This window comes from Kitasatospora sp. NPDC057936 (genome assembly GCF_042887525.1).
Classification (GTDB): Bacteria; Actinomycetota; Actinomycetes; order Streptomycetales; family Streptomycetaceae; genus Kitasatospora.
The window spans coordinates 1-24721 of sequence record NZ_JBHVPD010000130.1 but is presented as its reverse complement, the minus strand read 5'-3'; the positions used below and the strand labels follow the sequence as shown (position 1 = coordinate 24721).

At 73.4% G+C, this 24721-nt stretch carries 22 protein-coding genes; 3 read left to right on the top strand and 19 right to left on the bottom strand.

The window, feature by feature from the left end; all coding sequences use genetic code 11:
* Positions 1-40: 40 nt before the first annotated feature.
* The 3 genes from ACFVU9_RS41300 to ACFVU9_RS41290 all read right to left on the bottom strand — a co-directional run bounded on the left by ACFVU9_RS41300 (position 41) and on the right by ACFVU9_RS41290 (position 3489).
* A complete protein-coding gene (locus ACFVU9_RS41300; RefSeq protein ID WP_218207157.1) occupies positions 41-379 on the bottom strand; it encodes a P-II family nitrogen regulator in 339 nt (112 codons plus the stop codon).
* Positions 376-1746, bottom strand: a complete 1371-nt coding sequence (locus ACFVU9_RS41295) for an ammonium transporter (protein ID WP_380445651.1) — start codon at positions 1744-1746, stop codon at positions 376-378. Before ACFVU9_RS41295 ends, ACFVU9_RS41300 begins: the two co-directional genes overlap by 4 nt.
* A gap of 288 nt (positions 1747-2034) precedes the next feature.
* A complete protein-coding gene (locus ACFVU9_RS41290; protein WP_380445652.1) occupies positions 2035-3489 on the bottom strand; it encodes a hypothetical protein in 1455 nt (484 codons plus the stop codon).
* 603 nt (positions 3490-4092) lie between these two features.
* On the opposite strand from ACFVU9_RS41290, the gene ACFVU9_RS41285 reads away from it, so the two are divergent.
* On the top strand, positions 4093-4767 hold the full coding sequence (locus ACFVU9_RS41285) for a bifunctional DNA primase/polymerase (RefSeq protein WP_380445653.1): 675 nt from the start codon (positions 4093-4095) through the stop codon (positions 4765-4767).
* A 138-nt stretch (positions 4768-4905) separates the two neighbouring features.
* Here the strand turns inward: ACFVU9_RS41285 and ftsY are convergent, their stop codons facing one another.
* The 6 genes from ftsY to ACFVU9_RS41255 form a co-directional block, all read right to left on the bottom strand.
* A complete protein-coding gene (gene ftsY, locus ACFVU9_RS41280) occupies positions 4906-6117 on the bottom strand; it encodes a signal recognition particle-docking protein FtsY (protein ID WP_380445654.1) in 1212 nt (403 codons plus the stop codon).
* Between the two features lie 47 nt (positions 6118-6164).
* Complete coding sequence (gene smc / locus ACFVU9_RS41275) at positions 6165-9785, bottom strand: chromosome segregation protein SMC (RefSeq protein ID WP_387602572.1); 3621 nt, start codon at positions 9783-9785, stop codon at positions 6165-6167.
* 186 nt (positions 9786-9971) lie between these two features.
* Positions 9972-10175 carry a hypothetical protein gene (locus ACFVU9_RS41270; protein ID WP_045702518.1) on the bottom strand — a complete coding sequence of 68 codons (204 nt, stop codon included), beginning with the start codon at positions 10173-10175 and terminating at the stop codon, positions 9972-9974.
* Between the two features lie 412 nt (positions 10176-10587).
* On the bottom strand, positions 10588-10887 hold the full coding sequence (locus tag ACFVU9_RS41265) for an acylphosphatase (protein ID WP_380445656.1): 300 nt from the start codon (positions 10885-10887) through the stop codon (positions 10588-10590).
* A 29-nt stretch (positions 10888-10916) separates the two neighbouring features.
* On the bottom strand, positions 10917-11426 hold the full coding sequence (locus tag ACFVU9_RS41260) for a winged helix-turn-helix transcriptional regulator (protein ID WP_380445657.1): 510 nt from the start codon (positions 11424-11426) through the stop codon (positions 10917-10919).
* A gap of 123 nt (positions 11427-11549) precedes the next feature.
* Complete coding sequence (locus ACFVU9_RS41255; protein ID WP_380499190.1) at positions 11550-12893, bottom strand: hypothetical protein; 1344 nt, start codon at positions 12891-12893, stop codon at positions 11550-11552.
* A gap of 313 nt (positions 12894-13206) precedes the next feature.
* On the opposite strand from ACFVU9_RS41255, the gene ACFVU9_RS41250 reads away from it, so the two are divergent.
* Positions 13207-14127, top strand: a complete 921-nt coding sequence (locus tag ACFVU9_RS41250) for a hypothetical protein (protein ID WP_380445659.1) — start codon at positions 13207-13209, stop codon at positions 14125-14127.
* A 9-nt stretch (positions 14128-14136) separates the two neighbouring features.
* Here the strand turns inward: ACFVU9_RS41250 and mutM are convergent, their stop codons facing one another.
* From mutM to ACFVU9_RS41200, 10 genes are all read right to left on the bottom strand, one after another.
* Entirely contained in the window at positions 14137-15015 is an 879-nt protein-coding gene (gene mutM / locus ACFVU9_RS41245; RefSeq protein WP_387602567.1) for a bifunctional DNA-formamidopyrimidine glycosylase/DNA-(apurinic or apyrimidinic site) lyase, read from the bottom strand.
* Between the two features lie 52 nt (positions 15016-15067).
* Positions 15068-15856 carry a ribonuclease III gene (gene rnc, locus ACFVU9_RS41240; RefSeq protein ID WP_380445662.1) on the bottom strand — a complete coding sequence of 263 codons (789 nt, stop codon included), beginning with the start codon at positions 15854-15856 and terminating at the stop codon, positions 15068-15070.
* A 20-nt stretch (positions 15857-15876) separates the two neighbouring features.
* On the bottom strand, positions 15877-16050 hold the full coding sequence (gene rpmF, locus ACFVU9_RS41235; protein WP_188303282.1) for a 50S ribosomal protein L32: 174 nt from the start codon (positions 16048-16050) through the stop codon (positions 15877-15879).
* Between the two features lie 2 nt (positions 16051-16052).
* Entirely contained in the window at positions 16053-16697 is a 645-nt protein-coding gene (locus tag ACFVU9_RS41230) for a YceD family protein (RefSeq protein ID WP_380445663.1), read from the bottom strand.
* Positions 16698-16858: 161 nt separating this feature from the next.
* Positions 16859-18043, bottom strand: coding sequence for an ATP synthase F0 subunit B (locus tag ACFVU9_RS41225; protein WP_380445664.1), 1185 nt, complete (start codon positions 18041-18043; stop codon positions 16859-16861).
* Positions 18044-18239: 196 nt separating this feature from the next.
* Positions 18240-18731, bottom strand: coding sequence for a pantetheine-phosphate adenylyltransferase (gene coaD / locus ACFVU9_RS41220; protein ID WP_380445666.1), 492 nt, complete (start codon positions 18729-18731; stop codon positions 18240-18242).
* A gap of 49 nt (positions 18732-18780) precedes the next feature.
* Positions 18781-19359 carry a 16S rRNA (guanine(966)-N(2))-methyltransferase RsmD gene (gene rsmD / locus ACFVU9_RS41215; RefSeq protein WP_380445667.1) on the bottom strand — a complete coding sequence of 193 codons (579 nt, stop codon included), beginning with the start codon at positions 19357-19359 and terminating at the stop codon, positions 18781-18783.
* Positions 19360-19519: 160 nt separating this feature from the next.
* Positions 19520-20053 (bottom strand): hypothetical protein, encoded by a 534-nt coding sequence (locus ACFVU9_RS41210; protein ID WP_329929722.1) that lies wholly within the window; start codon positions 20051-20053, stop codon positions 19520-19522.
* Positions 20054-20180: 127 nt separating this feature from the next.
* A complete protein-coding gene (gene recG / locus ACFVU9_RS41205; RefSeq protein ID WP_380445668.1) occupies positions 20181-22412 on the bottom strand; it encodes an ATP-dependent DNA helicase RecG in 2232 nt (743 codons plus the stop codon).
* A gap of 62 nt (positions 22413-22474) precedes the next feature.
* Entirely contained in the window at positions 22475-24106 is a 1632-nt protein-coding gene (locus ACFVU9_RS41200) for a DAK2 domain-containing protein (protein WP_380445669.1), read from the bottom strand.
* Positions 24107-24387: 281 nt separating this feature from the next.
* Here ACFVU9_RS41200 and rpmB point away from each other — a divergent pair, with 281 nt between their 5' ends.
* The gene (rpmB, locus tag ACFVU9_RS41195) at positions 24388-24573 is read left to right on the top strand and encodes a 50S ribosomal protein L28 (RefSeq protein WP_014138233.1); all 186 of its coding nucleotides are present in this window, start codon (positions 24388-24390) and stop codon (positions 24571-24573) included.
* The last annotated feature ends 148 nt before the right edge of the window (positions 24574-24721 follow it).

Here is a 24721-nt window from a genome sequence, read left to right as displayed (position 1 = left end):
CCCCTGGGGGTCGCGGGCCCGCCCGCGGTGCGTCATGTCGTCAGAGCGCGTCCGGTCCGCGCTCGCCGGTGCGGACCCGGACGGCCGTGTCGACCGGGATGCTCCACACCTTGCCGTCGCCGATCTTGCCGGTCCTGGCCGCCTTCACCAGGACGTCGATCAGCTGGTCGGCGTCGTCGTCCTCGACCAGGACCTCGATCCGGATCTTGGGCACGAGGTCCACGGTGTACTCGGCGCCGCGGTAGACCTCGGTGTGGCCGCGCTGGCGGCCGTAGCCGCTGGCCTCGGTGACGGTCAGCCCGTGCACCCCGAAGGCCTGCAGGGCGGCCTTCACGTCGTCCAGGCGGTGCGGCTTGATCACGGCGGTGATGAGCTTCATCGGGCGTCGACCTCGGTCTTCTCGGCAGTCGGGGCGGCGGGCTTCTGAACGTCGGGCTTCTGGGCCGTGGTCGCCGCGGAGGCCGCGGCCGGGGCGAGGGCCCGGGCCAGACCGGCGCCCACCGCGCTGAAATCGTAGGCGGACTCGGCGTGTTCGGCCTGGTCGATGCCGGCCACCTCCACCTCCTCGCTGACCCGGAACCCGACCGTCTTGTCGATCGCCTTGGCCAGCAGCCAGGAGACGACGAAGGAGTACGCCGCGACCACGGACACGCCGAGCGCCTGCTTGCCGAGCTGGTCGAGACCGCCGCCGTAGAACAGGCCCTTGGCGGTCTGGCCGACCCCGCCGGTGGCGAACAGGCCGATCAGCAGCGAGCCGATCGCGCCGCCGACCGCGTGCACGCCCACCACGTCGAGCGAGTCGTCGAAGCCGAGGCGGTACTTGAGGGAGATGGCGGCGGCGCAGACGGCGCCCGCGATCAGGCCGATCGCCACCGCGCCGAGCGGGCTGACCGAGCCGCAGGCCGGGGTGATGGCGACCAGGCCGGCCACCGCGCCGGAGGCGGCGCCCAGGGTGGTGAACGCGCCGTGCTTGAGCTTCTCGAAGACCAGCCAGCCGACCAGCGCGGCGCCCGTCGCCACCTGGGTGTTGACGAAGGCCATCGCCGCGACGCCGTTGGCGGCCAGTGCCGAGCCCGCGTTGAAGCCGAACCAGCCGAACCACAGCAGGCCGGAACCGAGCATCACCAGCGGCAGGCTGTGCGGGCGCATCGGGTCCTTCTTGAAGCCGATCCGCTTGCCGAGCACCAGGCAGAGCGCGAGTCCGGCCACGCCGGCGTTGATGTGCACGGCCGTGCCGCCGGCGAAGTCGATGACGCCGTTGCGGTCACCGAGCCAGCCGCCCTTGCCGCCGTCCACCATGAACACCCAGTGCGCGACGGGGAAGTAGACGACGGACACCCAGAGCGCGACGAACAGGCCCCAGGCGGCGAACTTGGCGCGGTCCGCGATGGCGCCGCTGATCAGCGCCGGGGTGATGATCGCGAACATCAGCTGGAACACGGAGAAGGCCGTGACCGGGATCGTGCCCGACAGCTCGTTCAGGCCGATCCCGCGCATCCCGAGGAAGTCGAGGTTGCCGATCAGGCCGAAGCCGGCGTCCGGCCCGAAGCTGAGCGAGTAACCGTAGAGGACCCAGAGCACCGTGACGATGCCGAGCGAGAGGAAGCTCATCGCCAGCATGTTGAGTGTGCTCTTGGCCCGGACCATGCCCCCGTAGAAGAAGGCCAGGCCCGGGGTCATCACCATGACCAGGGCCGCACTGATGAGCACGAAGGCGGTGTCGCCCGCGCTGAAGCCGTCCGGCATCGGCGTCTCCTCTGCGTGAAAGCCGATCCACCACCCGGGTACCTGTCCCGTGCCACCCGGGGTGTCGGCGATGAAGAGGAGAGTGCCGAAGGCGGGTTTCGGCCAGTGCGGCCGGTTGTTTCGCGGCCGTGACGCGTGCGACGCGCGGGTTACACCTGCGTGAACCGCAGCCCCGTCGGGGGTCCGGATGGGTTACCGTGCCGCCGCACGCCACGCCCGGTGCCGCAACCGCCACCGACCGTGGCGGCGGCGGCCGTCACGGTCGGTGGAGTCCGGCGGGGGCGTGGCTCAGACCACCGAGACGTACTCGGGGATGTCCTGGACGACCCTTTCCTTCAGGCGGCTCACCGCGTCCACGCCCTTGAAGCGGACGGCCGCGGCCTCCGTGGTCTTGCGCACCCGCGAGTTCAGCCGCTCGGAGCGGACCTTCGTCGCGATGTCCACCGCCTGCTCGGCCATCAGCGCGGCCTGCTCGGCCTCCTTCTGCAGCAGGTGCACGCTGGCCATGCCGATCAGGTTGAAGGCGTACGAGCGCACGTGGTCGCCGTCCTGGCGGAACAGGTCCACCGCGCGCTCCATCACCGGCGCGGACATCGACGCGTACAGCTCGGAGTTGTCGGAGTGGTAGGCGAGGTCGCGGAAGGAGTGCGCGTTCTCGGCGTTCAGCTCGGCGGGCGAGAAGAACTTCAGCCAGTCCGGCTCCTCGTCCCCCTCGCGGATGTCGGTGAAGGTGTCCTCGGCCAGCCGCACCGCCCGGGCGCAGCGGTTCACCTCGCCGATGGTCGCGTAGGCGCGCGCCTCCATCGCGTACAGCAGGGCCTGCTGGCGCGGGGTGGCGGTGTCGCGGCTGCCGTACTGGGCGAGGTGGATCAGCTCCAGGGCGTCCTCGCCACGGTTGAGGTGGATCATCTGGCGGCTCATGTCGGTGAGGATCAGCGCGCCGAACGGGCGGTCGCCGGCCTCCTTGGCGGCGTGCAGCGCGAGCACGTAGTACTTCTGCGCGCTCGGGTGCATGCCGACGTCGTAGGACATCCACCCGGCCAGGTGGGCGAGTTCGGCGGTGAGCCGGAACAGCCGCCGGGTGGTCTGCTCGGGGTAGCTCTCCTGGAGCAGGTCGGTGACCTCGTGCAGCTGGCCGACGACGGCCTTGCGGCGCAGCCCGCCGCCGTTCTGCGCGTCCCACTGGCGGAACATGACCGTGGTCTGCTCCAGCAGTTCGAGCTCGGGCTCGGACAGCCGGCCGGTGAACGCCTCGCCGCCGTTGGCCGCGGTCAGGATCGGGGTGGGGGTGCCGTTCGGGCCGGGGGCGAGCCAGCGCTGCATCGGCTCGATCAGGGCGGCGCCGGCGGTCAGCGCCAGCGAGGTGCCGAGGAAGCCCCGGCGGTTGAGCATCAGGTCGCTGCGGGAGTAGTCACTGATCAGCTGGACGGTCTGCGGGGCGCTCCACGGCAGGTCCACGCCGCCGCCGACGGTGGAGACCGGGATCGCGGCGCGCAGGCCGAGGTCCTCGATCGAGACGACCGAGCCGAAGCGCTCGGAGAAGAGCTCCGACATGATCTTGGGGATCGGCTCGCGCGGCTGCTCGCCGTCCAGCCAGCGCCGCACGCGGGAGGTGTCGGTGGAGACGTGGTGGGCGCCGATCTGCCGGGCCCGGCGGTTGACCTGGCGGGCCAACTCCCCCTTGGACCAGCCGCTGCGGGCGAACCACGTGGTCAGCTTCTCGTTGGGTTGCTTCTCTGCCATGGGGAACGTCCCATCCCGCCCGGCCCCGGAGGGCCCCCGATCGTCATCGCCCGACGGTTGCGGGCTGTTGCCAGACGTGCCGTGCCGCGGCGCCGCCGCACCCCTCTCTCGCACTGGTGTGCCACGACTCCGGACGGGGCGTCAGTTCGCCCAACTCCCGCGCCCCTGCGGCTCGGAGCTGACTCCCCGACGACGCCCGTGTGCTGAACGTAATGCCCCGCCGAGGGTCCGCGGGACGGCCCCTGGCGAAACGCCACCTTTCGCCACCCCCAGGAGTGAACCGAAGCAAGGGGGCACACGCTTCACTAGGTAGTCGCGGCGGTCGGCATATGCGGGCCGCCAAGTCCCCGAGCAATCCCGGCGGTCCCGACGGACCGCCACGGCCACCGGCGAGTTTGCCGTCCGCCCAGCTCGACGGCCGCCTCGCGCACACGACGATCCGGCATCGGCACAGCCGCCACAAGGCGGCGCCCGAGGCGCACCACCGCAAAAGGCGCACGCCACGCGCTGCGCGCCGCACCCGCACAACGCACCACGCAACGGACAATCAACGCAAAGTCACCATCCCGTAACCATCGGCAACGAGAACCTGTTGGGGGAGGCATGGACAACCTGTTCGGCGAACTTCGACTGGGGCACCTGCGGCTGGCTCCGCTGGGCGCGCGCCGCCGCACCAAGGTCACCGCGTCCCAGGCCGCCGCGGAGTACACCGGTCGCTGGGGCTGGGCGGTCGCCGTCACCGGCCGGGCCGCCGGCAACGCCCCGGCCGCCTGCCAGTGCGGCACCGCCCGCTGCGCCGCCCCGGGCCTGCACCCCGTGCCCGGCTGCGAGGCCGTCGTGCACACCGCCGACGCCGAGGGCTCCGTCCTGTTCCCCACCGGCCGGGCGTTCGACGTCCTGGACGTCCCCGAGCAGGCCGGCGTCCAGGCGCTCGTCCGGCTGGAGCGGATGGGCACCCAGGTCGGCCCGGTGCTGACCGCCCCCACCGGCCGGCTGCAGTTCCTGGTCGCCCCCGGCACCGCCCGCCGCCTGCCCGACCTCCTGTACCGGATGGGCTGGGACGACGCCGCGCTCGACCTGGCCTGCCACGGCGAGGGCAGCTACGTCGCCGCCCCGCCGACCGTCCTGCCCGGCCTCGGCCCGGTGCGCTGGCTGCGCCGCCCGACCCGGGACAACGCGGGCTGTCCGCCCGAGGCCCGGCTGCTGCTGGGCACCCTCGCCTACGCCTGCCACCGCGGCCGCGAGCGCACCGCGGAGCCGGCCTGGATGGCCTCCTGAGCCCAGCACGACCGAGCTCGGCGCGACTCCGGGCCCAGCATCACCCGAGCTCACATGACCCGAGCCCGGAACCACCCGAGCCCAGCACAAAGGGCCCGCCCCCAACGGGGAGCGGACCCTTCACCGTGTCCGGGGGGCTCAGTCCCCGATCAGCGCGTCCACGAACGCGCCCGGCTCGAACGGCGCCAGGTCGTCCGCGCCCTCGCCGAGGCCGATCAGCTTGACCGGCACCCCCAGCTCGCGCTGGACCGCGACGACGATGCCGCCCTTGGCGGTGCCGTCCAGCTTGGTCAGCACGATGCCGGTGATGTCGACCACCTCGGCGAACACCCGGGCCTGGATCAGGCCGTTCTGACCGGTGGTGGCGTCCAGCACCAGCAGGACCTCGTCCACCGGGCCGTGCTTCTCGACGACCCGCTTGACCTTGCCCAGCTCGTCCATCAGGCCGGTCTTGGTGTGCAGCCGGCCGGCGGTGTCCACCAGGACGGTGTCCACGCCCTCGGCGATGCCCTCCTTGACCGCGTCGAACGCGACCGAGGCCGGGTCGCCGCCCTCGGGACCGCGCACGGTCCGGGCGCCGACCCGCTCGCCCCAGGTCTGCAGCTGGTCGGCGGCGGCGGCGCGGAAGGTGTCGGCCGCGCCGAGCACGACCGTGCGGCCGTCGGCGACCAGGACGCGGGCCAGCTTGCCGGTGGTGGTGGTCTTGCCGACGCCGTTGACGCCGACGACCAGGACCACGGCCGGGCCCTCCTCGTGCTTGGTGGAGCGCACGGTGCGGTCGGCGTCCTTGCCGACCAGCTCGACGAGCTCCTCGCGCAGCAGCGCGCGCAGCTCGTCGGGGGTGCGGGTGCCGAGCACCTTCACCCGGGTGCGCAGCCGCTCGACCAGCTCCTGGGTGGGGGCCACGCCGACGTCGGCGGTCAGCAGGGTGTCCTCGATCTCCTCCCAGGTGTCCTCGTCGAGGTGCTCGCGGGAGAGCAGCGAGAGCAGGCCCTTGCCGAGCGAGTTCTGCGAACGGGAGAGCCGGGAGCGCAGCCGGACGAGCCGGCCGGCGGTGGGCTCGGGGACCTCGACGGCGGGGGCCGCCTCGGCCTCGGCGACCTCGACGGCCTCCGGGGCCTCCGCGGTCTCGGGGAGCGGAACCTCCTCGACGGTGCGCCGCGGCTCCTCGGTGGGCGGCGCGGCCTCCTCACCGACCTGGGGCTCGCGCGGGGTGGTCGGCGGCGCCGTGATGACCGGCGCCTGCGACTTCGGCGGGAGTTGCTGGCGTCGTCTGCCGGAAACGACGAGGCCCGCGATCGCGCCGACGGCGACCACGGCGATGACTACGGCAAGGATCACGTATTCCATATCTCCCCCAGTATCCGTGACGAGGCCCGAGAAGCACCGCACCCGGGCTAGGCGGATGTGGCCCGCACCACGCCCCGGCGCCGTTCCCGGTCCTCTCCCCCGGCCTGGCTGCCGGGAGATTCCCCCACCCGCAGCCGCTGGCTGATCACCTGGGAGATCCCGTCGCCCTTCATCGTCACGCCGTAGAGCGCGTCCGCGGACTCCATCGTCAGCTTCTGGTGCGTGATCACGATCAGCTGGGAGCTCTCCCGCAGCTCCTCCATGATCCCGATCAGCCGGCGCAGGTTGGTCTCGTCCAGCGCCGCCTCCACCTCGTCCATGACGTAGAACGGGCTGGGCCTGGCTTTGAAGATGGCCACCAGCAGCGCGACGGCGGTCAGCGAGCGCTCGCCGCCGGAGAGCAGCGACAGCCGCTTGACCTTCTTGCCCGGCGGGCGGGCCTCCACCTCGACGCCGGTGGTCAGCATGTCGTCGGGGTCGGTCAGCACCAGCCGGCCCTCCCCGCCCGGGAACAGCCGGGCGAAGACGCCCTCGAACTGGGCCGCGGTGTCGTGGTAGGCGGAGGTGAACAGCTGCTCGACCCGCTCGTCGACGTCCCGGACGATGTCCATCAGGTCGCGCCGGCCCCGCTTGAGGTCGTCCAGCTGCTCGCCGAGGAACTGGTGGCGTTCCTCCAGCGCGGCGAACTCCTCCAGCGCGAGCGGGTTGACCTTGCCGAGCTGCTGGTAGGCCTTCTCGGCCGCCCGCAGCCGCTTCTCCTGCTCGGCCCGGACGTACGGGTACGGCTCGCCCGGCTCCTGCCCCTCCTCAGGCGTGGCCGGCGGGACGGGCTGGTCGGGCCCGTACGAGGCGAGCAGTTCGCCGCCGTCGATGCCGAACTCCTCCAGTGCCCTGGCCTCCAGCTGCTCGATCCGCAGCCGCTTCTCGGCCCGCAGGACCTCGTCCCGGTGGCCGGCGTCGACCAGCTTGTCCAGTTCCTCCTTGAGGCCGCGGCCCTGTTCGCGGTGCTCCCGGAGCTCCGCCTCGCGCTCCGCGCGCTCCCGTTCGACGGCCGCCCGCCCGGCGTCCGCACGCGCGAGCGACACCTCCAGGCAGGCGAGCAGCTGCCGGGCGCCCGCCGCGACGGCGTTCGCCACCCCGGCGTCGTGCTGCGCGCGCCGACGGCGCTCGGCGGCGCGGGCGCGCGCCTCGCGCTCGGTGCGGGCGGCGCGGTCCAGCTGGTCGGCCCGGCCGGCCAGCGCGCGGACCCGCTCCTCGTGGGTGCGCACGGCGAGGCGTGCCTCCAGCTCGGCCTGCCGGGCGGCCGAGGCGGCCCCGGCCAGCCGCTGCTGCTCGGCCGGGTCGGGCTCGTCCTCCCCCGCGTCGGCCGAGTCCTCGGCGGCGGCCAGGCGTTCGGCCAGTTCCCCGGCGGTGGCGAGCAGTTGGGCGAGGCCCTCCGCCGCCCGGGCGGCGGCGGCCGCCAGCCGTTCGGCCTCGCCGGCGGCGGCGCGGGCCTGCCCGCCGAGGCGGCCGAGCGCTCCGGCCACCTGGGCCCGTTCCTTCTCCGCGTGCCTCCGCTGGGCGGACAGCCGTTCCACCTCGGCCGCCGACCCGCTCCGCAGTTCGGTGAGTCCGGCCAGCCGTTCGGCCGCGTCGGCGCAGCGGAGGGCGAGTTCGTCGATCGCGCGGGCCGTCTCGTCCACGGCGGCCTGGGTCTCCAGCAGGCTCGGCGCGCCGCCGGAGCCGCCGTGGGCGAGGCCGGCGCCGAGCCGGTCGCCGTCGGCGGTGACGGCGCTCAGGGCGGGGTGCGCGGTGATCAGGGACAGGGCGTCGTCGAGGGTGCCGACGACGGCCGTCCCGGCCAGCAGCGTGCGCACGGCGGCGGTCAACTCGGCCGGTCCGTCCACCAGTTCGGCCGCCCAGCGGGCACCGGCGGGCAACTCGGTCACGGCCCGGTCGGGTTCGGGCGCACCGGCGACGAGCAGCGCGGCCCGTCCGGCGTCGTCGGCGTGCAGCAGGCGCAGCGCGGCGACGGCGGCGTCCGGCGAGTCGACGGCCACCGCGTCGGCGGCTGCGCCGAGTGCGGCGGCGACGGCGACCTCGTGGCCGGGGGCGATGCGCAGCAGTGCGGCGGCCGGGCCGAGCAGTCCGGTCAGCCGGTCCCCCGCCGCGAGCAGCGCGCCCGTGCCGTCCTTGCGGCGCAGTCCGAGCGCCAGCGCGTCGTGGCGCGCGGTGAGCCCGGCGCGCTCGCGCTCGGCGGCGCCGGCGGCCTCCCGGGCGGCGGTGAGGTCGCATTCGACGGCGGCGAGCCGTGCGCGGGCCTCGTCGTGGGCGGTGTCGGCGCGCTCGTCGTCCCCGGCGAGGCCGTCGACCTGTTCCTGCAGCTGCTCGAACTCGCGCTGCGCGGCGCCCGCGCGCAGCAGCGCCTCGTCCCTGGCCTCGGTGAGCCGGCCGATCTCGGCCTGGGCCGACGCGGCCTTGGAGCGCGCGGCCGCCGCCTGCCCCTGGAGCCGGGCGAGCCCCTCGCGGCGGTCGGCGATGGCGCGGGCGGCGTCCCGCAGCCGGCGCTCCTCGGCGGCCAGGTCGCGTTCCAGTTCGTTCTTGCGTTCGACGGCCTCGGCCAGCGCGTACCGGGCCTCCTCCAGCGCCTCGGCGAGGGCGGCCTCCTCCTCGCGGACGCGCTCGGCCTCCCGTTCGAGCTCTTCCGGGTCCCGCCCGCGCCGTTCCTCGCCCTGCCCCCCGGCGACGGCGTGCCGGGCCCTCGCCTCGGCCAGTCCGATCGTGCCGCGGGTGCGCTCGGCGAGCGCGGAGAGCCGGTACCAGGTCTGCCGGGCGGCCTCCAGGCTCGGGCCGAGCTGCTCGACCTGCGCCTCCAGGACGCGCTCGCGCTGGACGGCGCGGGCCAGTTCCTGCTCGACGGTGGTGCGGCGCAGGCGCAGCGCCAGTTCGTCGGCGATCTCGGCCTCGACGGCCTGGCGGAGGACGAGCAGGTCGTCGGCGAGCAGCCGCAGCCGGGCGTCGCGCAGGTCGGCCTGGATGCCGGCGGCGCGACGGGCGATCCTGGCCTGCCGGCCGAGCGGGCCGAGCTGGCAGCGCAGTTCGGCCACCAGGTCCTGGACGCGGTTGAGGTTGGCCTGCATCGCGTCGAGCTTCCGCAGCGCCTTCTCCTTGCGCTTGCGGTGCTTGAGCACGCCGGCCGCCTCCTCGATGAAGGCCCGGCGGCCCATCGGGTCGGCGTGCAGGACGGAGTCCAGCTGCCCCTGGCCGACGATGACGTGCATCTCGCGGCCGATGCCGGAGTCGGAGAGCAGTTCCTGGATGTCGAGCAGCCGGCAGGTCTGGCCGTTGAGCGCGTACTCGCTGCCGCCGTTGCGGAACATCGTCCGGGTGATGGTCACCTCGGCGTACTCGATGGGCAGCGCGCCGTCGGTGTTGTCGATGGTGAGGCTGACCTCGGCGCGGCCGAGCGGGGCGCGCCCGCTGGTCCCGGCGAAGATGACGTCCTCCATCTTGCCGCCGCGCAGCGACTTGGCGCCCTGCTCGCCCATGACCCAGGAGAGCGCGTCGACGACGTTGGACTTGCCCGAGCCGTTCGGGCCGACGACACACGTGATGCCGGGTTCGAAGCGCAGCGTGGTGCTGGAGGCGAAGGACTTGAACCCGCGCAGCGTCAGACTCTTCAGGTGCACGCGGCCGGTCTCCTCATCGCTCGCCGGGGTTCACGGGCCCCGACGGCGACTGTATCCGGCAGGCGGGCGGCCGAAGGCGCCCGGACACGACGAAGGGACGCCACAACCGGGCGTCCCTTGCATGCTGCGTCCCTTGCGGGGCGGCTCAGTGCACAGCGGCGTCGATCTGCGCGGACCGGGCGGGACTCAGGTGAGAGCCGGCTCCCGCTGATCCAGATCGATGCTGTTGAGCAGCGAGTGCTCGTCAGCGACAGCGGTGAGAGCGTCGTTCTCAGCCTGCATCCGAAGGAGCTCGGCTTCAAGGTCCTGGACGCGCTGCTGAAGCCGTCGCATCTCGGAGAGCATTCGCGGGTCGGGGCCGCCGACGTACCCGAGAAGCGCCTTTGCCATGATGAATGGTCCTCCACGCTGAGTGACCGAACCGGAACGGTACAGGTCTAGGGGGAAGGGGGACGCACGCGCGGCGCGCCACCGGAAGTGCCGGCTTGGCACTGCGGCGCAACCATCGTGAGCTGGGCTCACGAGGGCATGCGCCGACCGGGAAAACGCGGTCGTGTGCGCGGGCTTCCAGCGTCTCACCAAAGACGGAAAGGGTCAACACGATCACCGCACGCTACCGCGCCCCTGTCACCTGCCTGGCGGTGTCGTCACGCCGAGGGGGTCCGGGCCGGGTCCACCAGGTGCTCGTGGATCATCGTTCGATGCGGAGTCAACCACGAGTCTGCCCGGATGGCAACCGTATGACACCGCCGGTTGAGGATCTTTTCGCCGGGGGCCGTGCGGGGCCCGGCCCCGGCGGAATTCAGCGGATCTCGAAGCCCTCGTAGCCGACGCCGACGGCGGTCCAGATCTCGGTCACGCCGCTCACGCTGCCGGGTGTGTCGGGGCCGCGGAGCAGGGCGAGCAACTCCTCGCAGTCGGCGGCGAGGCCCTCGGCCACCACCTGGACCCGGCCGTCGCCGAGGTTGCTCGCGTAGCCGGTCAGGCCGACCTCCAGCGCCCGCGCCCTGGTCCACCAGCGGAAGCCGACCTGCTGGACCTTCCCCCGGACCCAGGCGGTGACCCGGACCGGTTCCTCACTGTGGGCGTCGCGACCGTGCATGCCCCGACCCTAACCGGCCGCGGGCCCGGTCACAGCTCCGCGGGCCCCTCGACGGTCCACCCCGGGCTGTGCACCCGCGCGTGCAGTTCGCCGCGCCGGGCCTCCCGGCCGCAGGTGCGGCAGACCCAGGCCGCGTCGAAGGCGTGCGGCTCGTGCCCCTCCGGCTCGTGGTCGAAGGTGACCGGCGACTCGGGCAGCAGCCAGCGGTCGCCCCACGTGCGCAAGGCGTGGGCGAGCGGGGCGAGGTCCCGGCCGGCCTCGGTGAGGTGGTACTCGTAGCGCGGCGGCCGCTCGCTGTAGGCGCGCCGCTCGACGATCCCCGCCTCCTCCAGTGCCCGCAGCCGGGCGGTGAGCCGGTCCCGGGGCGCGCCCGTGTTGCGGGCGATCCGGTCGAAGCGGTGGTTTCCGTAGAACAGCTCCCGGACCACCAGCAGGGCCCACTTCTCGCCGACGACGTGCAGCGCCGCCGCCATCGAGCACGGCCGGCCGGGCAGGGCGGCGGGGAGCGACGGGAGCGGGCCCGGGGTGTCAGGGGTCACGGCGCCAGCGTGCCACACAGGGTTGTGTTCTCAAACCCGGGCCGGACGGCACTGCGGCCCCGCCGGAGGATCCGGCGGGGCCGCAGCGGGGTGCGCGTCGGGTCGGCGCGTCGGGTCAGCGGGTCACCAGTCGCCGCCGCCACCGCCGAAGTCGCCGCCACCGCTCCAGTCACTGCCGCTGAAGTCCCCGGCGTTGAAGTCCGCCCCGGTGAAGTCGCCGCCCTCGTACTGGTCCTGGTAGCCGTGGTGGCCGCCCTCCATCATCGGCGCCGCGGCGTAGGCCGGGCTGCTGATCATCGAGCCGAGCACGGTGCCGACCAGCAGACCGGGCAGCAGGCCGCCGCCGAAGCTGCTGTAGTAGCCACCCGCGTACGGGGCGTAGGCCGGGCCGGCGTTCCAGTACGGCTGCGGGCCGTACTCGGTGTCGACCGTGCGGACGGCCGGGTCGAGGCCGGCGGCGACGCGGTCCGCGTCCGCCTGGCAGACCGGGACGCTGCGGGCGGAGCCGCCGGCCGGGGCCCACTCGACGTCCTTGACGGACGGGCCGTGGCGCGGGTCCATGAAGCACGGGGGACGGCGCTCGGGCAGCGGGCGCTTGTCGCGCCGGGCGGCCAGGGTGGCCAGCGCGAACCGGCCGTCCTCGATCGTCTCGGTGACGACCTTGACGTCCTCGGGCTTCTTGGCCTCGTCCATCAGGCGCTTGGCCTTCTCGTACGACTCGAGCGCGTGGCTGTAGTCGGTGCGCTGGACGTCGTCCGCGTCGGCGGCGCGCGGGTTGAAGTCCAGGCGCTCCAGCTCGACGCCGTAGGCGGTGATGTCCTCGTCGACCACGCGGCGCAGCTGCTCCAGCTCGGCGCGGGCCTGCTCCTCCTTGCGCTTCTTGGCGCGGCGGAAGAGGAAGAAGACACCGGCACCGGCCAGCGCGAGCAGCACGACCGGGATGACCACCCAGGCGATCGAGGTGCTGTGGTTCACCCCGGTGCCCTTGGTCTGCGGGGCGGCCTGGTCGACGAAGTCGTTCAGGGTCGCGTTGATGTCGCCCTTGTCGGCGCGGGCGACGGCGCCTCCGATCCGGTCCGCGACGCCGACGCCCATGGCGCCGCGGTCGGAGCGGGCCATGAAGCCGCCGGTGCCCCGCCAGACGCCGTAGACGCCGTCGATGCCCACCAGGGTGCGCAGATCGGTGAGGATGGTGTCCTTGTTGGCGCTGTCGGGGACGACCGCGATGAAGATCGGCTTGTCGGCCTTCTCGATCTTCTTGGTCAGGGCGTCCGCCTGCGCCTGGCTGAAGCGGTCCAGCATCGTCGGGGCGACGTAGACCTGGCCCTTCTTCAGGGTGGCCGCGGCGTCGCTCAGGCCACCGGCCGCGGAGGCCGCCGGGGCGAGCAGAAGCAGAAGCCCGAGCAGCGTCGCCGCGACCACGGCGAGCGGCCCGGTGCCCCGGGAACGTCGAGCAAGGGTTCTCATAACACCCGACGCTACCGCGACCGGCGGCGAAGCACGCCATACCCTTCGCATACTGGTGATGAAGGGATTCCCCGCCGGACGCCGGGGCCGTCCCCTCCTCGGGGATGAGATTTCCCCCAAGTCACCCTGAAGCGGACTGCCGCCGGGAACCGCGGCAGGCGGCCGGACGTACGTCCCGGCAGGCCCGCAGCGGTCGGAGGGGGTGTCCTGACCGTATCGTGCGGACGGGCATAGTGGTCCCGGACCGCGGGTCCATTACCCGCTCTTGACCCAACGCCCCTCGTGGCCCCAACCCCTCTGATCGGAGCGCTCGGTGATCATCGGCCTCGTCACCGCCGTAGCGGCATCCGCCTGTTACGGCACCGGCTCGGTCCTGCAGGCCGTCGGTTCCCGGCGGTCCGCCCGCGAGGAGGCGGCCAAGGGCGCCTCCACCGCCACGACCGAGCACGGCGGGCCGAGCCTGTCCTCGACCGCGAAGGCCGCCGTCACCTGGGAGTTCATCCTCGGCACGGTGCTCGACCTGATCGGCTTCGGACTCGGCGCGCTGGCCGCCCGGCTGCTGCCGCTGTTCCTCTCCCAGACGATCATCAGCGCCAACCTGGTGATCACCGCGGTGCTGAGCATCAAGCTGCTCGGCATCCGGCTCAAGCAGCTGGAGTGGGCGTCGATCGGCGTGCTCTGCTCGGCGCTGGTGCTGCTGGCCGTCTCGGCCGGCCCCGAGGGCGGCCACCACGCGGAGATGTCCTTCCACTGGTGGCTGCTGATCATCACCACCGTCCTGCTGGTCGGCGGCGGCCTGCTGGTGCGGCGGATGGGCTCGAAGGGCGCGATCGTCGCAGGCCTGCTCTCCGGCCTCGGCTTCGGCGCCCTCGGCGTCGGCGTGCGCATCCTCAACGGCGTCGAGCCGTTCGAGCTCGGCGGCCTGCTCTCCGACCCGGCGCTGTACGCGATCCTCATCGGCGGCCTGGGCGGCATGTACGTGCACACGGTCGCGCTGCAGATCGGCTCGGTGAACGGCGCGACGGCCGCCCTGGTGGTCGGCGAGACGGTGCTGCCCGGCGCGGTCGGCGTGCTGTGGCTCGGCGACTCCTCCAAGTCCGGCCTCGGCTGGCTCGGCGTGGCCGGCTTCCTGCTCGCGGTGGTGTCCGCCGTCGGCGTCGCCTACTTCGGCCAGGGCGACCACGGAGCCCTCGGGGACGCGGCCGACCAGCAGCCCGAACTCGCGCACAAGTAGCGCCGCCCGTCAGCCCCCGCTGCGCTCCCGCGGCACCCGCTGGCAGCGGGGGCAGAAGTAGCTGGAGCGGTTCATCCACGCGGCCCGGCGGATCGCCGTACCGCAGCGCCGGCAGGGCTCGTGCTCGCGGCCGTACGCGTCGAGGTCCCGCGAGAAGTAGCCGCTCTCGCCGTTCACGTTGACGTACAGGCTGTCGAAGCTGGTGCCGCCGACGGCCAGCGCCGCGGTCATCACGTCCCGGGCACTGGCCAACAGCACGGCCGCCTGCGGGCGGGTGAGCGTCGCCGTCGGCCGGTCGTAGTGCAGCTTGGAGCGCCAGAGCGCCTCGTCGGCGTAGATGTTGCCGACACCGCTGATCAGCGTCTGGTCGAGCAGCGCGCGCTTGACGGTGGTGCGCTTGGCGCGCAGCGCGGCCGTGAAGGCGTCGTCGTCGAAGCGCGGGTCGAGCGGGTCGCGGGCGATGTGCGCGATGGAGACCGGCGTGCCCTCCGGGTCGCCCTCCTCGGCCTCCTCGACCGCGAGGCCGCCGAAGGTCCGCTGGTCGACGAAGCGCAGTTCGCGTCCGCCGTCGGAGAAGCGCAGCCGCACCCGCAGGTGCGTCTCGTCGGGCACCGACGGGGCCTGGACGAGGAGTTGGCCGCTCATCCCGAGGTGGCCGATCAGCGAGAAGCCCGAGCCGGTGCCGGCCAGCGGCAGCCACAGGTACTTGCCGCGGCGCTGCGCGGCGCCGAGCGTCGTCCCGGTGAGCCGGGCGGCGAAGTCGGCGGCACCGGCGGGCTGGCGGCGCACCGCGCGCGGGTGCAGGACCTGGACGTCGGAGACGGTCCGCCCGGCGACCCAGTTCGCCAGTCCGCGGCGGACCACCTCGACCTCGGGAAGTTCGGGCAAGGCAGCATTCCTCCTGCGGAAAGGGACCGGCAGGAGGAAGGCTACTGCCTCGTCACGCGCCGGCGGGCAGCCGGTCGGCGTACTTCTCCTTGATCGCGCGCCAGGCGCTCTCGGCGGCCTTCTGCTCGGCTTCCTTCTTCGAACGGCCGACGCCGCTGCCGAAGTCCTGGCCGGCCACGCGGGCCACCGCGGTGAAGGTCTTCTCGTGGTCCGGACCGGACTCCATGACCACGTACTCGGGCACGCCGATGCTCACCGAGGCGGTGAGCTCCTGCAGGCTGGTCTTCCAGTCCAGGCCCGCGCCCAGCTGAGAGGACTCCTCGATCAGCGGGTCGAACAGGCGGTGGACGAACTCGGTCGCCGCGTCCAGGCCCTGGTCCAGGTAGACGGCGCCGATCACGGCCTCGACGGTGTCGGCGAGGATCGACGACTTGTCGCGGCCGCCGGTGCCCTCCTCGCCCTTGCCGAGGCGGATGAAGACGCCCAGGTCGAGCCCGCGCCCGACGTCCGCGAGCGCGCGGGAGTTGACCACCGCGGCGCGCAGCTTGGCGAGGGTGCCCTCGGGGACGTCCGGGTGGACGCGGTAGAGGGTGTCCGTCACCACGAGGCCCAGCACCGAGTCGCCGAGGAACTCCAGGCGCTCGTTGGTGGGCAGCCCGCCGTTCTCGTACGCGTACGAGCGGTGGGTCAGGGCACGCACCAGAAGGGCGCGCTCGAGCGTGTACCCGAGGCGCCCTTCCAGGACGTCGTATTCGGTCGAAGCCGGCCCACCGGCCTTGCCACCGCCCGAAGGACCCTTCGGGGCGGAGGACGCCTTGCGGGTGGAGTTACCGTCCGACATCGATCCGTGCACCCCGCCGATCAGACCGAGAGGACCTGGCGGCGGTTGTACGTGCCGCAGCTGGGGCACGCGATGTGGCCGAGCTTCGGCTCGTGGCAGCTGTCGCACGCCACGAGGGCCGGAACGACGGCCTTCCAGTTGGAACGGCGGTGGCGCGTGTTGCTGCGCGACATCTTCCGCTTCGGAACAGCCACGGCTACTTCTCCTGGTTCTCGGCGGCACCCTCACGGGTGTCGCTGTTCTTGATCCCGTCACCCTCGTCGCCGGGGGCGGCGGAGAGTCCCTGCAGAGCCGCCCACCGGGGGTCGGCGGCGTCGTGGTGGTGGGCCGGGTCGTCGCTCAGGCGCGCTCCGCACTCGGAGCACAGGCCCAGGCAGTCGTCCTGGCACACCGGCTGCAGCGGCAGTGCGAGCACCACCGCGTCACGCAGCACCGGCTGGAGGTCGAAGAAATCGCCCTCCAGGCGGTAAGTCTCTTCTTCCGAGTCCTCGTCGAGGTCCTCGGTCCCGGTGGTCCGGGCGCGGTGACGCTCGTCGGACTCCGGGTAGTAGTACAGCTCCTGGAAGTCCACGTCGATGTCGAACTCGACGGGCTCCAGGCACCGGACGCACTCGCCCTCGACCACGGCCTCGGCGGTGCCGGTCACCAGCACGCCCTCGACCACGGACTCCAGGCGGAGCTCCAGCTGGACCTCGCTCTTCTCCGGCACGCCGATCACGTCGATGATGCCGAAGCCCTCGGGGGCCTCCAGGGTGCGGGACACCTTGCGCATCGACCCCGGACGGCGGCCGAGCTCGTGCGTGTCGAACACGAGGGGGTCGCGGTGGTCGAGGCGGTTCAAGGTGTCCTGACTTCCATGGAAGGTGATCGGTGGGGCCCCATGTGCGGCGGCGCCCCGAGGGCAAGCCGAGCGTCCGACATGGAGGGGCCGGAGTGGTCAGACTACCGGAGTCTCCCGCCAGGCCCAACTTCGGTCCCGGAGGAACGCCCCGGGGCCGGTGTTCAGCGCCCGCCGAGCTCCCGCAGCCTGGTCATGTCGATCATGCTGGTGTCGAAGAAGCTCGTCTCGTCCAGCCCGGGCTGCTGCTGGGGCACGACCGGCGGGGCGGCGGGCTGCTGCGGGTAGCCGTAGGCGTCGTACTGCTGCGCGCCGTAGCCCTGTTGCTGCTGCGGATAGCCGTAGTCGGCGTGCTGCTGGCCCGCGTAGTCCCCGTGCTGCTGCTGTTGCGGGTACCCGCCCGTGGCGTCCTGCTGCTGGGCCCACTGGGCCGCGTACGGGTCGCCCTGGGCGGCCGGGTCGAAGCCGCCGCCGTACACCTCGGCGTACTGGCCGCCCTGCTGCTGGGCCGCCGCCGCGTACTGGTCGGCGCCGGGGTTCTGCCAGCCGGCCGCGGCCGGGGTCTGCTCCGGCCAGCTCTGCTGCTGCGGCACGTCCTCGCGGTACCAGGCGAGCTCCTCGCCGTCGCCCTCGGCGGCGAAGCCCGCCGCGACCGCCTCGGCCCGCTCCTTGGCCTGCTGCGCCTCGTCGGCGGCGGCCAGGTAGGCGCCCAGCTCGTCGATCGGCCGCTTGCCGAGGAGCTTGTCGCGGCCCTTGCCGACGGCCTCCAGGGTCGCGCTGAGCACGTTCTCCAGGGTGGCGAGCTTCACATCGACGTACTCGTCGACCTCGGGGCTCGGGCTGACCCGCTGCGGCCGGAACTCCTCGCCGTCCGTCTCGCCGTCGTACTCGTTCTCGAAGACGCTGGAGTCGCCGCGCAGCTTGGTCCGGCCGCGGCCGACGGCGCCGAGCGTCTTGGTCAGCACGACCTCGAAGTTGGCGAGCTTGCTGTCCACGTAGTCGTCGGCCTCGGCCCGCTTGGTGTCCACGTCGGAGCGCGCCTCGGCGAGGATCCGGTCGGCCTCGGCCTGGGCCCGGCGGACCACCTCGGTGTCCGAGATCAGCGAGCCGCGCTCGGCGTGCGCGCCCTGGATGATCCGGTCGGCCTCGGCCTGGGCGCCGGCCACCACCTGCTCGTGGTCGGCCATCACCGACTGCGCCTGGGCCAGTTCGGCGGGCAGGACCGCCTTCAGGTCGTTGATCAGGCCGATCAGCTCGGCCCGGTTCACCACGCAGGAGGCCGACATCGGCATCGAGCGCGCGTTCTCGATCGCCGCCACGATCTCGTCGACCTTGTTCTGCACGTCCACGGGGCTTCGTCTTTCCGTGTGCCGCCGACGGTCCGGCGGAGGCAGGCCCGGCGCGGTGGACCTCACCGCAGGGCAGGAATACAGACTGTACGGCCACTGCGGGGCACGGTCACAACGCCCGAACCGGGCCGGGCCCCCGGGGGATCCCGGCGACACGGACAAACCATGACGAAGCGGTAGGAAGGGAACGGCCGGACTACTGCTCGGCCTTGCGCTCCGCGATCCGCTCGACCAGCCGGCGGTGCACCGTCTCCGGCAGCAGGTGCGAGACGTCGCCGCCGTACGAGGCCACCTCCTTGACCAGGGTCGAGGACAGGAAGCTGTACGTCGGCGAGGTCGGCACGAACAGCGTCTCGACGCCCGTCAGCCCGTGGTTCATCTGGGCCATCTGCAGCTCGTAGTCGAAGTCGCTGACGGCCCGCAGCCCCTTGATGATCGCGGGGATGCCGCGCGCGCGGCAGTAGTCCACCAGCAGGCCGTGGTGCGACTCGACCACCACGTTCCCGAACTCCGCGGTGACCTCCTCGATCAGGCCGATCCGCTCCTCGACGCTGAACATGCCGCGCTTGCTCCGGTTGATCAGCACCGCGACGTGCACCACGTCGTAGAGCTTCGAGGCCCGCCCGATGATGTCGAGGTGGCCGTTGGTGATCGGGTCGAACGAACCGGGGCAGACGGCTCGGCGCATGGCGTTTGTGCTCCCTCGTGGGGTGACGGCTGCTGCGGGCCTCGGCCCGCTACTCGTGCTGGCGGGCGGCGGCGCGACCGTACCAGAGCGTGCCCTCGCCGTAGCGGCGGGAGCGCAGCACCTCGAAGCCGTCGGGCCAGCCGAACTCTCCGCCGCGGGTGCTGCGCTCCACGGTGACGAGTGCGTCCGCCGCGAGCCAGCCCCCGGCCAGGAGTGTGATCAGCATCTCGCGCAGCTCGTCGTCCGTGACGGCGTACGGAGGATCGAGGAACACCAGGTCGTACGGGGCCTGCGGGGGCGGCCCGGCGATCACCTTCTCGGCCTTGGCGGCCTTCAGTTCCGCGCCCGGCAGGCCGATCGTGCGGACGTTCTCGCGGATCACCCGGGCCGCCTGGCCGTCGGCCTCGACCAGCAGGACGTGATCGGCCCCCCGGGACAGCGCCTCCAGGCCGACCGCGCCCGATCCGCCGAACAGGTCGAGCATCCGGCTCCCGTGCAGGGTGCCGCGCAGCGCCTCCAGGGTGGAGAACATCGCCTCACGGGCCTTGTCGGAGGTCGGTCGGGTGCCCCGGCCTGGCGGTACGGCCAGCCGGCGGCCGCCGGCCGCTCCGGCGATCACGCGGGTCATGGTGGTGGGAGGTCCTTTCGTCGCTGCCCGACCACGCTACCCGCCCCGAGCCGCAGGGGAGCGCCGACCGTCGGCGCCGGGCCCGAGCGGACCGGAGGCGAGTGGGCGAACAGCAGCGCGGCCCCCGCCGGGCGTACCGGCGGGGGCCGCGGGGCACCGTCTAGCTCGCCTCGGAGCCCGTCGACTGCGCCGGGACCGCCGCGCCGAGCAGGGCCGGCGAGGCGTAGCGGGACCAGGAGAGGCAGCCGTCGGGCGGGCAGAACTCGGGGCGGCGCGGGTCGTGCCCGAGCTCGCGCAGCTTGGTGCGGACGGAGTCGGGCGTGCGGCCGAAGCGGGCGGCGATCCGGGCGACGGTCTCGCCGTCGTGGAAGCGCCGGACCAGTTCCTCCTCGTGCTGCGGCACCCAGGGGGCGCCGTGGCCGGGGTACAGCTCGCGCAGCACGTCGCGGTCGGGGATGGGCTCGGAGACGTCGGCGACGATCGCCAGCGCCCGCAGCGCGCGGTTGAGCGCGATCCGCAGCGAGGCGACGTCCTCGACCGGCAGGCGGAGCTTGCCCGAGGCGAGCGGCGCGGCGGCCGCCCCCTCGCGCCAGCCGGTCAGGGTGAGGGTGACCTCGCGGTCGTCGTCGCTGGCGAGTTCGATCCGGAAGACCTTGTCGCCCAGCGGGAGCTCGTTGAGATGACGGAATGCCATGGCAGGACCCCCAAGTGTCGCGCCAGGTACGCACCTTGAGGTGCGCCCTGAACACCTTCATTCTCTCGCGGGGGTCTGACAATTCCCGGGCCGCGCGGGACCGCCCGACCGGCCGGGGCCGGCCCGCTCAGCCCTTCTCCATGTAGGCCGCGCGGTCCTCGTCGATGAGGCTCTCCAGCGCGGTGCGCAGCTCCGGGTGGGCGGCGAGCTCCGGGTCCTCGGCGACGAGCCGGGTGGCCTCCGTCCGGGCGGTGAGGATGACCTCCTCGTCCTCCAGTACCGAGAGCACCTTGAGCGAGGACTTCACACCGGACTGCGCCTGGCCCAGCACGTCGCCCTCGCGGCGCTGTTCGAGGTCGATCCGGGACAGCTCGAAGCCGTCCAGCGTGCCGGCCACGGCGTCCAGCCGGGCCCGGGCCGCGCTGCCCGCGGGCATGTCGCTGACCAGCAGGCACAGGCCCGCCGCGCTGCCGCGGCCGACCCGGCCGCGCAGCTGGTGCAGCTGGGAGACGCCGAAGCGGTCGGCGTCCATGATGACCATCGCGGTGGAGTTGGGGACGTTGACGCCGACCTCGATCACGGTGGTGGCGACCAGGACGTCCACCTCGCCCGCCGAGAACCGCCGCATCACGTCGTCCTTGGCCTCGGGCGCGAGCCGGCCGTGCAGGATCTCCACCCGGAGGCCGCTCAGCGGGCCCTTCACCAGCTTCTCGGCGGTCTCCACCACCGAGAGCGGGGGCCGCCGTTCGTCGCTCTGGGCGCCGGCGTCGGCGATGTCCTCGAAGTCCTCCTCGGCCGCCTTCCGCTTCTTCCTGGCCCCGCTGTTCGCTGCCGGGGCCACCGGCTCCTCGTCCCCGATGCGGGGGCAGACGACGTACGCCTGGTGGCCCTTGCCGACCTCCTCGCGGACCCGCTCCCAGGCGCGGGTGAGGAAGTTGGGCTTCTCGACCGCCGGGACGACGTGGGTGGAGATCGGGGAGCGGCCGGCCGGGAGCTGGTCCAGGACGGAGGTCTCCAGGTCCCCGAAGACCGTCATCGCGACCGTGCGCGGGATCGGGGTGGCGGTCATCACCAGCAGGTGCGGCGGCTGGTCGCCCTTGGCGCGCAGCGCGTCCCGCTGCTCGACGCCGAAGCGGTGCTGCTCGTCGACGACGACGAGGCCGAGGTCCTGGAACTGGACCTTGTCCTCGATCAGCGCGTGGGTGCCGATGGCGATCCCGGCGTCCCCGCAGGCCATGTCGAGCAGCGCCTGGCGGCGGGCCGGGACGCCCATCGAGCCGGTGAGCAGCACGACCCGGGTGCCGAGGTCGGAGCCGCCGATCATGCCGCCCTCGGCGAGGTCGCCCATCATCTCGACGATCGAACGGTGGTGCTGCTGGGCGAGCACCTCGGTGGGCGCGAGCAGGACGGCCTGGCCGCCGGCGTCCACCACGGCGAGCATCGCGCGCAGCGCGACCAGCGTCTTGCCGGAGCCCACCTCGCCCTGGAGCAGCCGGTGCATCGGGTGCTCGCTCGCGAGGTCGGCGGCGATCTCGGCGGACACCTTCCGCTGCCCCTCGGTGAGGGTGAACGGCAGCCGCTCGTCGAACGCGTCCAGCAGGCCGCCCTCGCGCGCCCGGCGCGGCTTGGCGGGCAGCGCGGACTCGGCGGCCCGGCGCTGGGCGAGGGCGACCTGGAGGACGAAGGCCTCGTCCCAGCGCAGCCGGCTCTGGGCGCGCTCGCGGTCGGCCTGGCCGCGCGGGCGGTGGATCAGCTCCAGGGCCTCGGGGAGCGGGATCAGGTCGTGCCGCTCGCGCAGTTCGGCGGGCAGCGGCTCGCCGACGTCGCCGAGGTGCTTGGTGAGCGCGGTGTCGATGCAGATCGACAGCTTCCAGCTGGGCATCTGGGCGCTCGCGCCGTACACCGGGATGAGGCGGCCGGCGAACTGCTGCGCGGCATCCGACCCGGCGTCCTCGTCGAGCAGCTGGTAGTCCGGCGAGACCAGCTGGCGGGTGCGGTTGAAGACGTTGACCTTGCCCGCGAACAGGCCCTGGGCGCCGGACCTGAGCTCCTTCTGCCGCCAGCCCTGGTTGAAGAACACCAGCGAGAGCCGGCTGCGGCCGTCGGTGACGACGACCTCCAGCCGGTCGCCCTTGCGGCCGCGGAACGGGATGAGGGTGACCTTCTCGATCCGGGCCAGCACGGTGACGTGCTCGTCGACCTCCAGCTCGTCCAGGCTGGTGAGCTGGCCGCGTTCGACGTAGCGGCGGGGGTAGTGGTGCAGGAGGTCCCCGACCGTGCGCAGCTTGAGGCTGTCGGCGAGCACCTTCGCGGTGCGGTCGCCGACGAGCTTGGTCAGTGGTTCATCGAGAGCGCCCATCAGGCCCTTGTTTACACCAAAGCGCCGACAGACCGGGCCGCTCCGCGGGCCCCGTCCGGCGCCTACTCGACCCCGATCAGCAGCGGGGCCGCCTCCCGGCCGCCGTGGAAGACCACCGTGTCCACCTCGGGCCGGCCCTGGCGCACGTGCGCGACGAGGTGTTCGGCGAGCGCGTCGTCCGCGCCCTCGCCGAGGATCAGGGTGACGAGTTCGCCGCCCGCGCCGAGCATCCGGTCCAGCACGCTGGCCCCGACCTCGGCCGGGCCGGCGCCGATCACCGCGACGTCCCCGTCGATCAGGCCGAGCACGTCGCCGGCCTGGCAGACCCCGGCCATCGTCCAGGACTCCCCCTCGGCGACGGCGAGTTCGGCGTAGCGGGTGGCCCCGGCGGCGGAGGTCATGGCGACCACGTCCTCGTCGAAGCGGCGCCCGGCCTCGTGCACCGCGAGCGCCGCGAGCCCCTGCACCGGCGAGCGGGTGGGCAGGACGGCGATCCGCACGCCCTCCTCGCGGAGCTGGTCGGCGGCGGCGCCGGCGGCGGCGCGCAGTTCGGGGTCGTTGAGCAGCAGGACGACCTCGCGCGCGCCCGACCTCCGGACGGCGGCGGCGAGTTCGGCGCTGGCGGTGGGGCGGTCCGGGTCGGCGCGGAGCACGACGGCGCCGGCCTGCTCGCAGAGTTCGGCGAGGCCCTCGCCGCACACCACGGAGAGCACCGCGCGGGCCGGTTCCTCGCGCTCGCCCGGCTCGGCGGCGGCGCCGGAGCGGGCGGCGGCCTCGGCGAAGTGGGTGATCCGGATCTGGTGCGGCCGGCCGGCCCCGATGCCGGCCTCGACGGCGGCGCCGGCGTCGTCCACGTGGACGTGCACGTTCCACAGGCCGTCGCCGCCGCCGATCACGAGCGAGTCGCCGAGCCCGCCGAGCCGCTCGCGCAGCGCGGGCAGGGCGTCGTCGGGGGCGTCCAGCAGGTAGATGACCTCGAAGGCGGGGTGGCCGGGGCCGGGCGGCCTCATGCGGGCCTCGCAGCTCTCCAGCGCCCGGACGTCCCCGCGCAGCGCGACCGGTCCCATCGGCTGGTGCCCGGCGACGGCGTCGGCGAGCGCGCCGAGGACGGCCACCAGGCCGCGCCCGCCGGCGTCGACGACCCCGTTCTCGGCGAGCACGGCGAGCTGCTCGGGGGTGTGCCGCAGCGCGTCCCTGGCGGCCCGGTACGCGGTGTCGGCGACCTGCGCGAGTCCGTCCCCGGCCCGGACGGCCTCCCGGGCGGCGACCCGGGCGACGGTCAGCAGCGTGCCCTCGACGGGCTCCGCGACGGCCTGGTAGGCGGAGTCGGCGGCCCGCTGGAGGGCGGCCCGCAGCTGGTCGGCGCCGCCGCCGTCGGCCAGCGTCTCGGCGGTGCCGCGCAGCCACTGGGCGAGGATCACGCCGGAGTTGCCGCGGGCGCCGACCAGCGCGCCGCGGGCCATCGCCCGGACGGTGTCGGCCAGGCCGGGGGCCGGCTCGGCGGCCGGGTCGGCGAAGCGGCTCTCCACCTCGGCGGCGGCGGACTCGACGGTCAGGTAGAGGTTGGTGCCGGTGTCGCCGTCCGGGACGGGATAGACGTTGAGCGCGTCGATCTCCTCGCGCGCCTGGCCGAGCGCGCGCAGGGCGAGCTGGCACCAGGTGCGCACGGCCGGGGCGTCGAGCGTGTGCAGCACCAGGTCTCCTCCGGATGGGACGCCGCGATGGCCTCGGGTCGAACGGCGAGGGGCGATACCGGCAGGTTATCGGGGGCCGGGAGGGGTCGCCCGGGCCGTCGGCCGGAGCGATCACCCGGGCGGTCATGGTAGTTTCGTTGAACGGGAGCAAGCGTTGTATGCTCTTCCGGTTGCCTGGAACAATCCGGGCGCACCCCCCAGGTCGGTCCGGTTCACGCGAGTGTTCCGGTGTTCTGGTGGGTTGTCGAACGTAACTGATCTGAAGTCTTGGAGTGACTCCTGTGGCTGCCAACTGCGACGTCTGCGGCAAGGGGCCGGGCTTCGGCAACAGCATCTCCCACTCGCACCGCCGTACCCCCCGTCGTTGGAACCCCAACATCCAGACGGTGCGCGCTGTGATTGGGCGGACGCCGAAGCGGCTCAACGTCTGCACCTCGTGCATCAAGGCCGGTAAGGTCTCGCGCTGACGCGCAGACCGGCATGCCGGTCCTCCAGTGGAGGGGGGGCCAGCAGGCGTTGGGCCGCCCCCCAGTTTTTTTTACGGGGGCCCCCGGGCGGCCCCGGGGGCCCCCGGGGGGGGGGGGGGGGCGCCGGGGGCCCCCCCCCCCCGCGGGG

Coding starts and splice junctions, on each gene's coding strand:
- rsmD (WP_380445667.1), bottom strand. CDS start 19,359: ATGACCCGCGTGATCGCCGGAGCGGCCGGCGGCCGCCGGCTGGCCGTA.
- ACFVU9_RS41290 (WP_380445652.1), bottom strand. CDS start 3,489: ATGGCAGAGAAGCAACCCAACGAGAAGCTGACCACGTGGTTCGCCCGC.
- ACFVU9_RS41270 (WP_045702518.1), bottom strand. CDS start 10,175: ATGGCAAAGGCGCTTCTCGGGTACGTCGGCGGCCCCGACCCGCGAATG.
- ACFVU9_RS41265 (WP_380445656.1), bottom strand. CDS start 10,887: ATGCACGGTCGCGACGCCCACAGTGAGGAACCGGTCCGGGTCACCGCC.
- coaD (WP_380445666.1), bottom strand. CDS start 18,731: ATGCGCCGAGCCGTCTGCCCCGGTTCGTTCGACCCGATCACCAACGGC.
- ACFVU9_RS41285 (WP_380445653.1), top strand. CDS start 4,093: ATGGACAACCTGTTCGGCGAACTTCGACTGGGGCACCTGCGGCTGGCT.
- rnc (WP_380445662.1), bottom strand. CDS start 15,856: ATGTCGGACGGTAACTCCACCCGCAAGGCGTCCTCCGCCCCGAAGGGT.
- ACFVU9_RS41295 (WP_380445651.1), bottom strand. CDS start 1,746: ATGCCGGACGGCTTCAGCGCGGGCGACACCGCCTTCGTGCTCATCAGT.
- ACFVU9_RS41255 (WP_380499190.1), bottom strand. CDS start 12,893: ATGAGAACCCTTGCTCGACGTTCCCGGGGCACCGGGCCGCTCGCCGTG.
- ftsY (WP_380445654.1), bottom strand. CDS start 6,117: ATGGAATACGTGATCCTTGCCGTAGTCATCGCCGTGGTCGCCGTCGGC.
- ACFVU9_RS41210 (WP_329929722.1), bottom strand. CDS start 20,053: ATGGCATTCCGTCATCTCAACGAGCTCCCGCTGGGCGACAAGGTCTTC.
- recG (WP_380445668.1), bottom strand. CDS start 22,412: ATGGGCGCTCTCGATGAACCACTGACCAAGCTCGTCGGCGACCGCACC.
- ACFVU9_RS41300 (WP_218207157.1), bottom strand. CDS start 379: ATGAAGCTCATCACCGCCGTGATCAAGCCGCACCGCCTGGACGACGTG.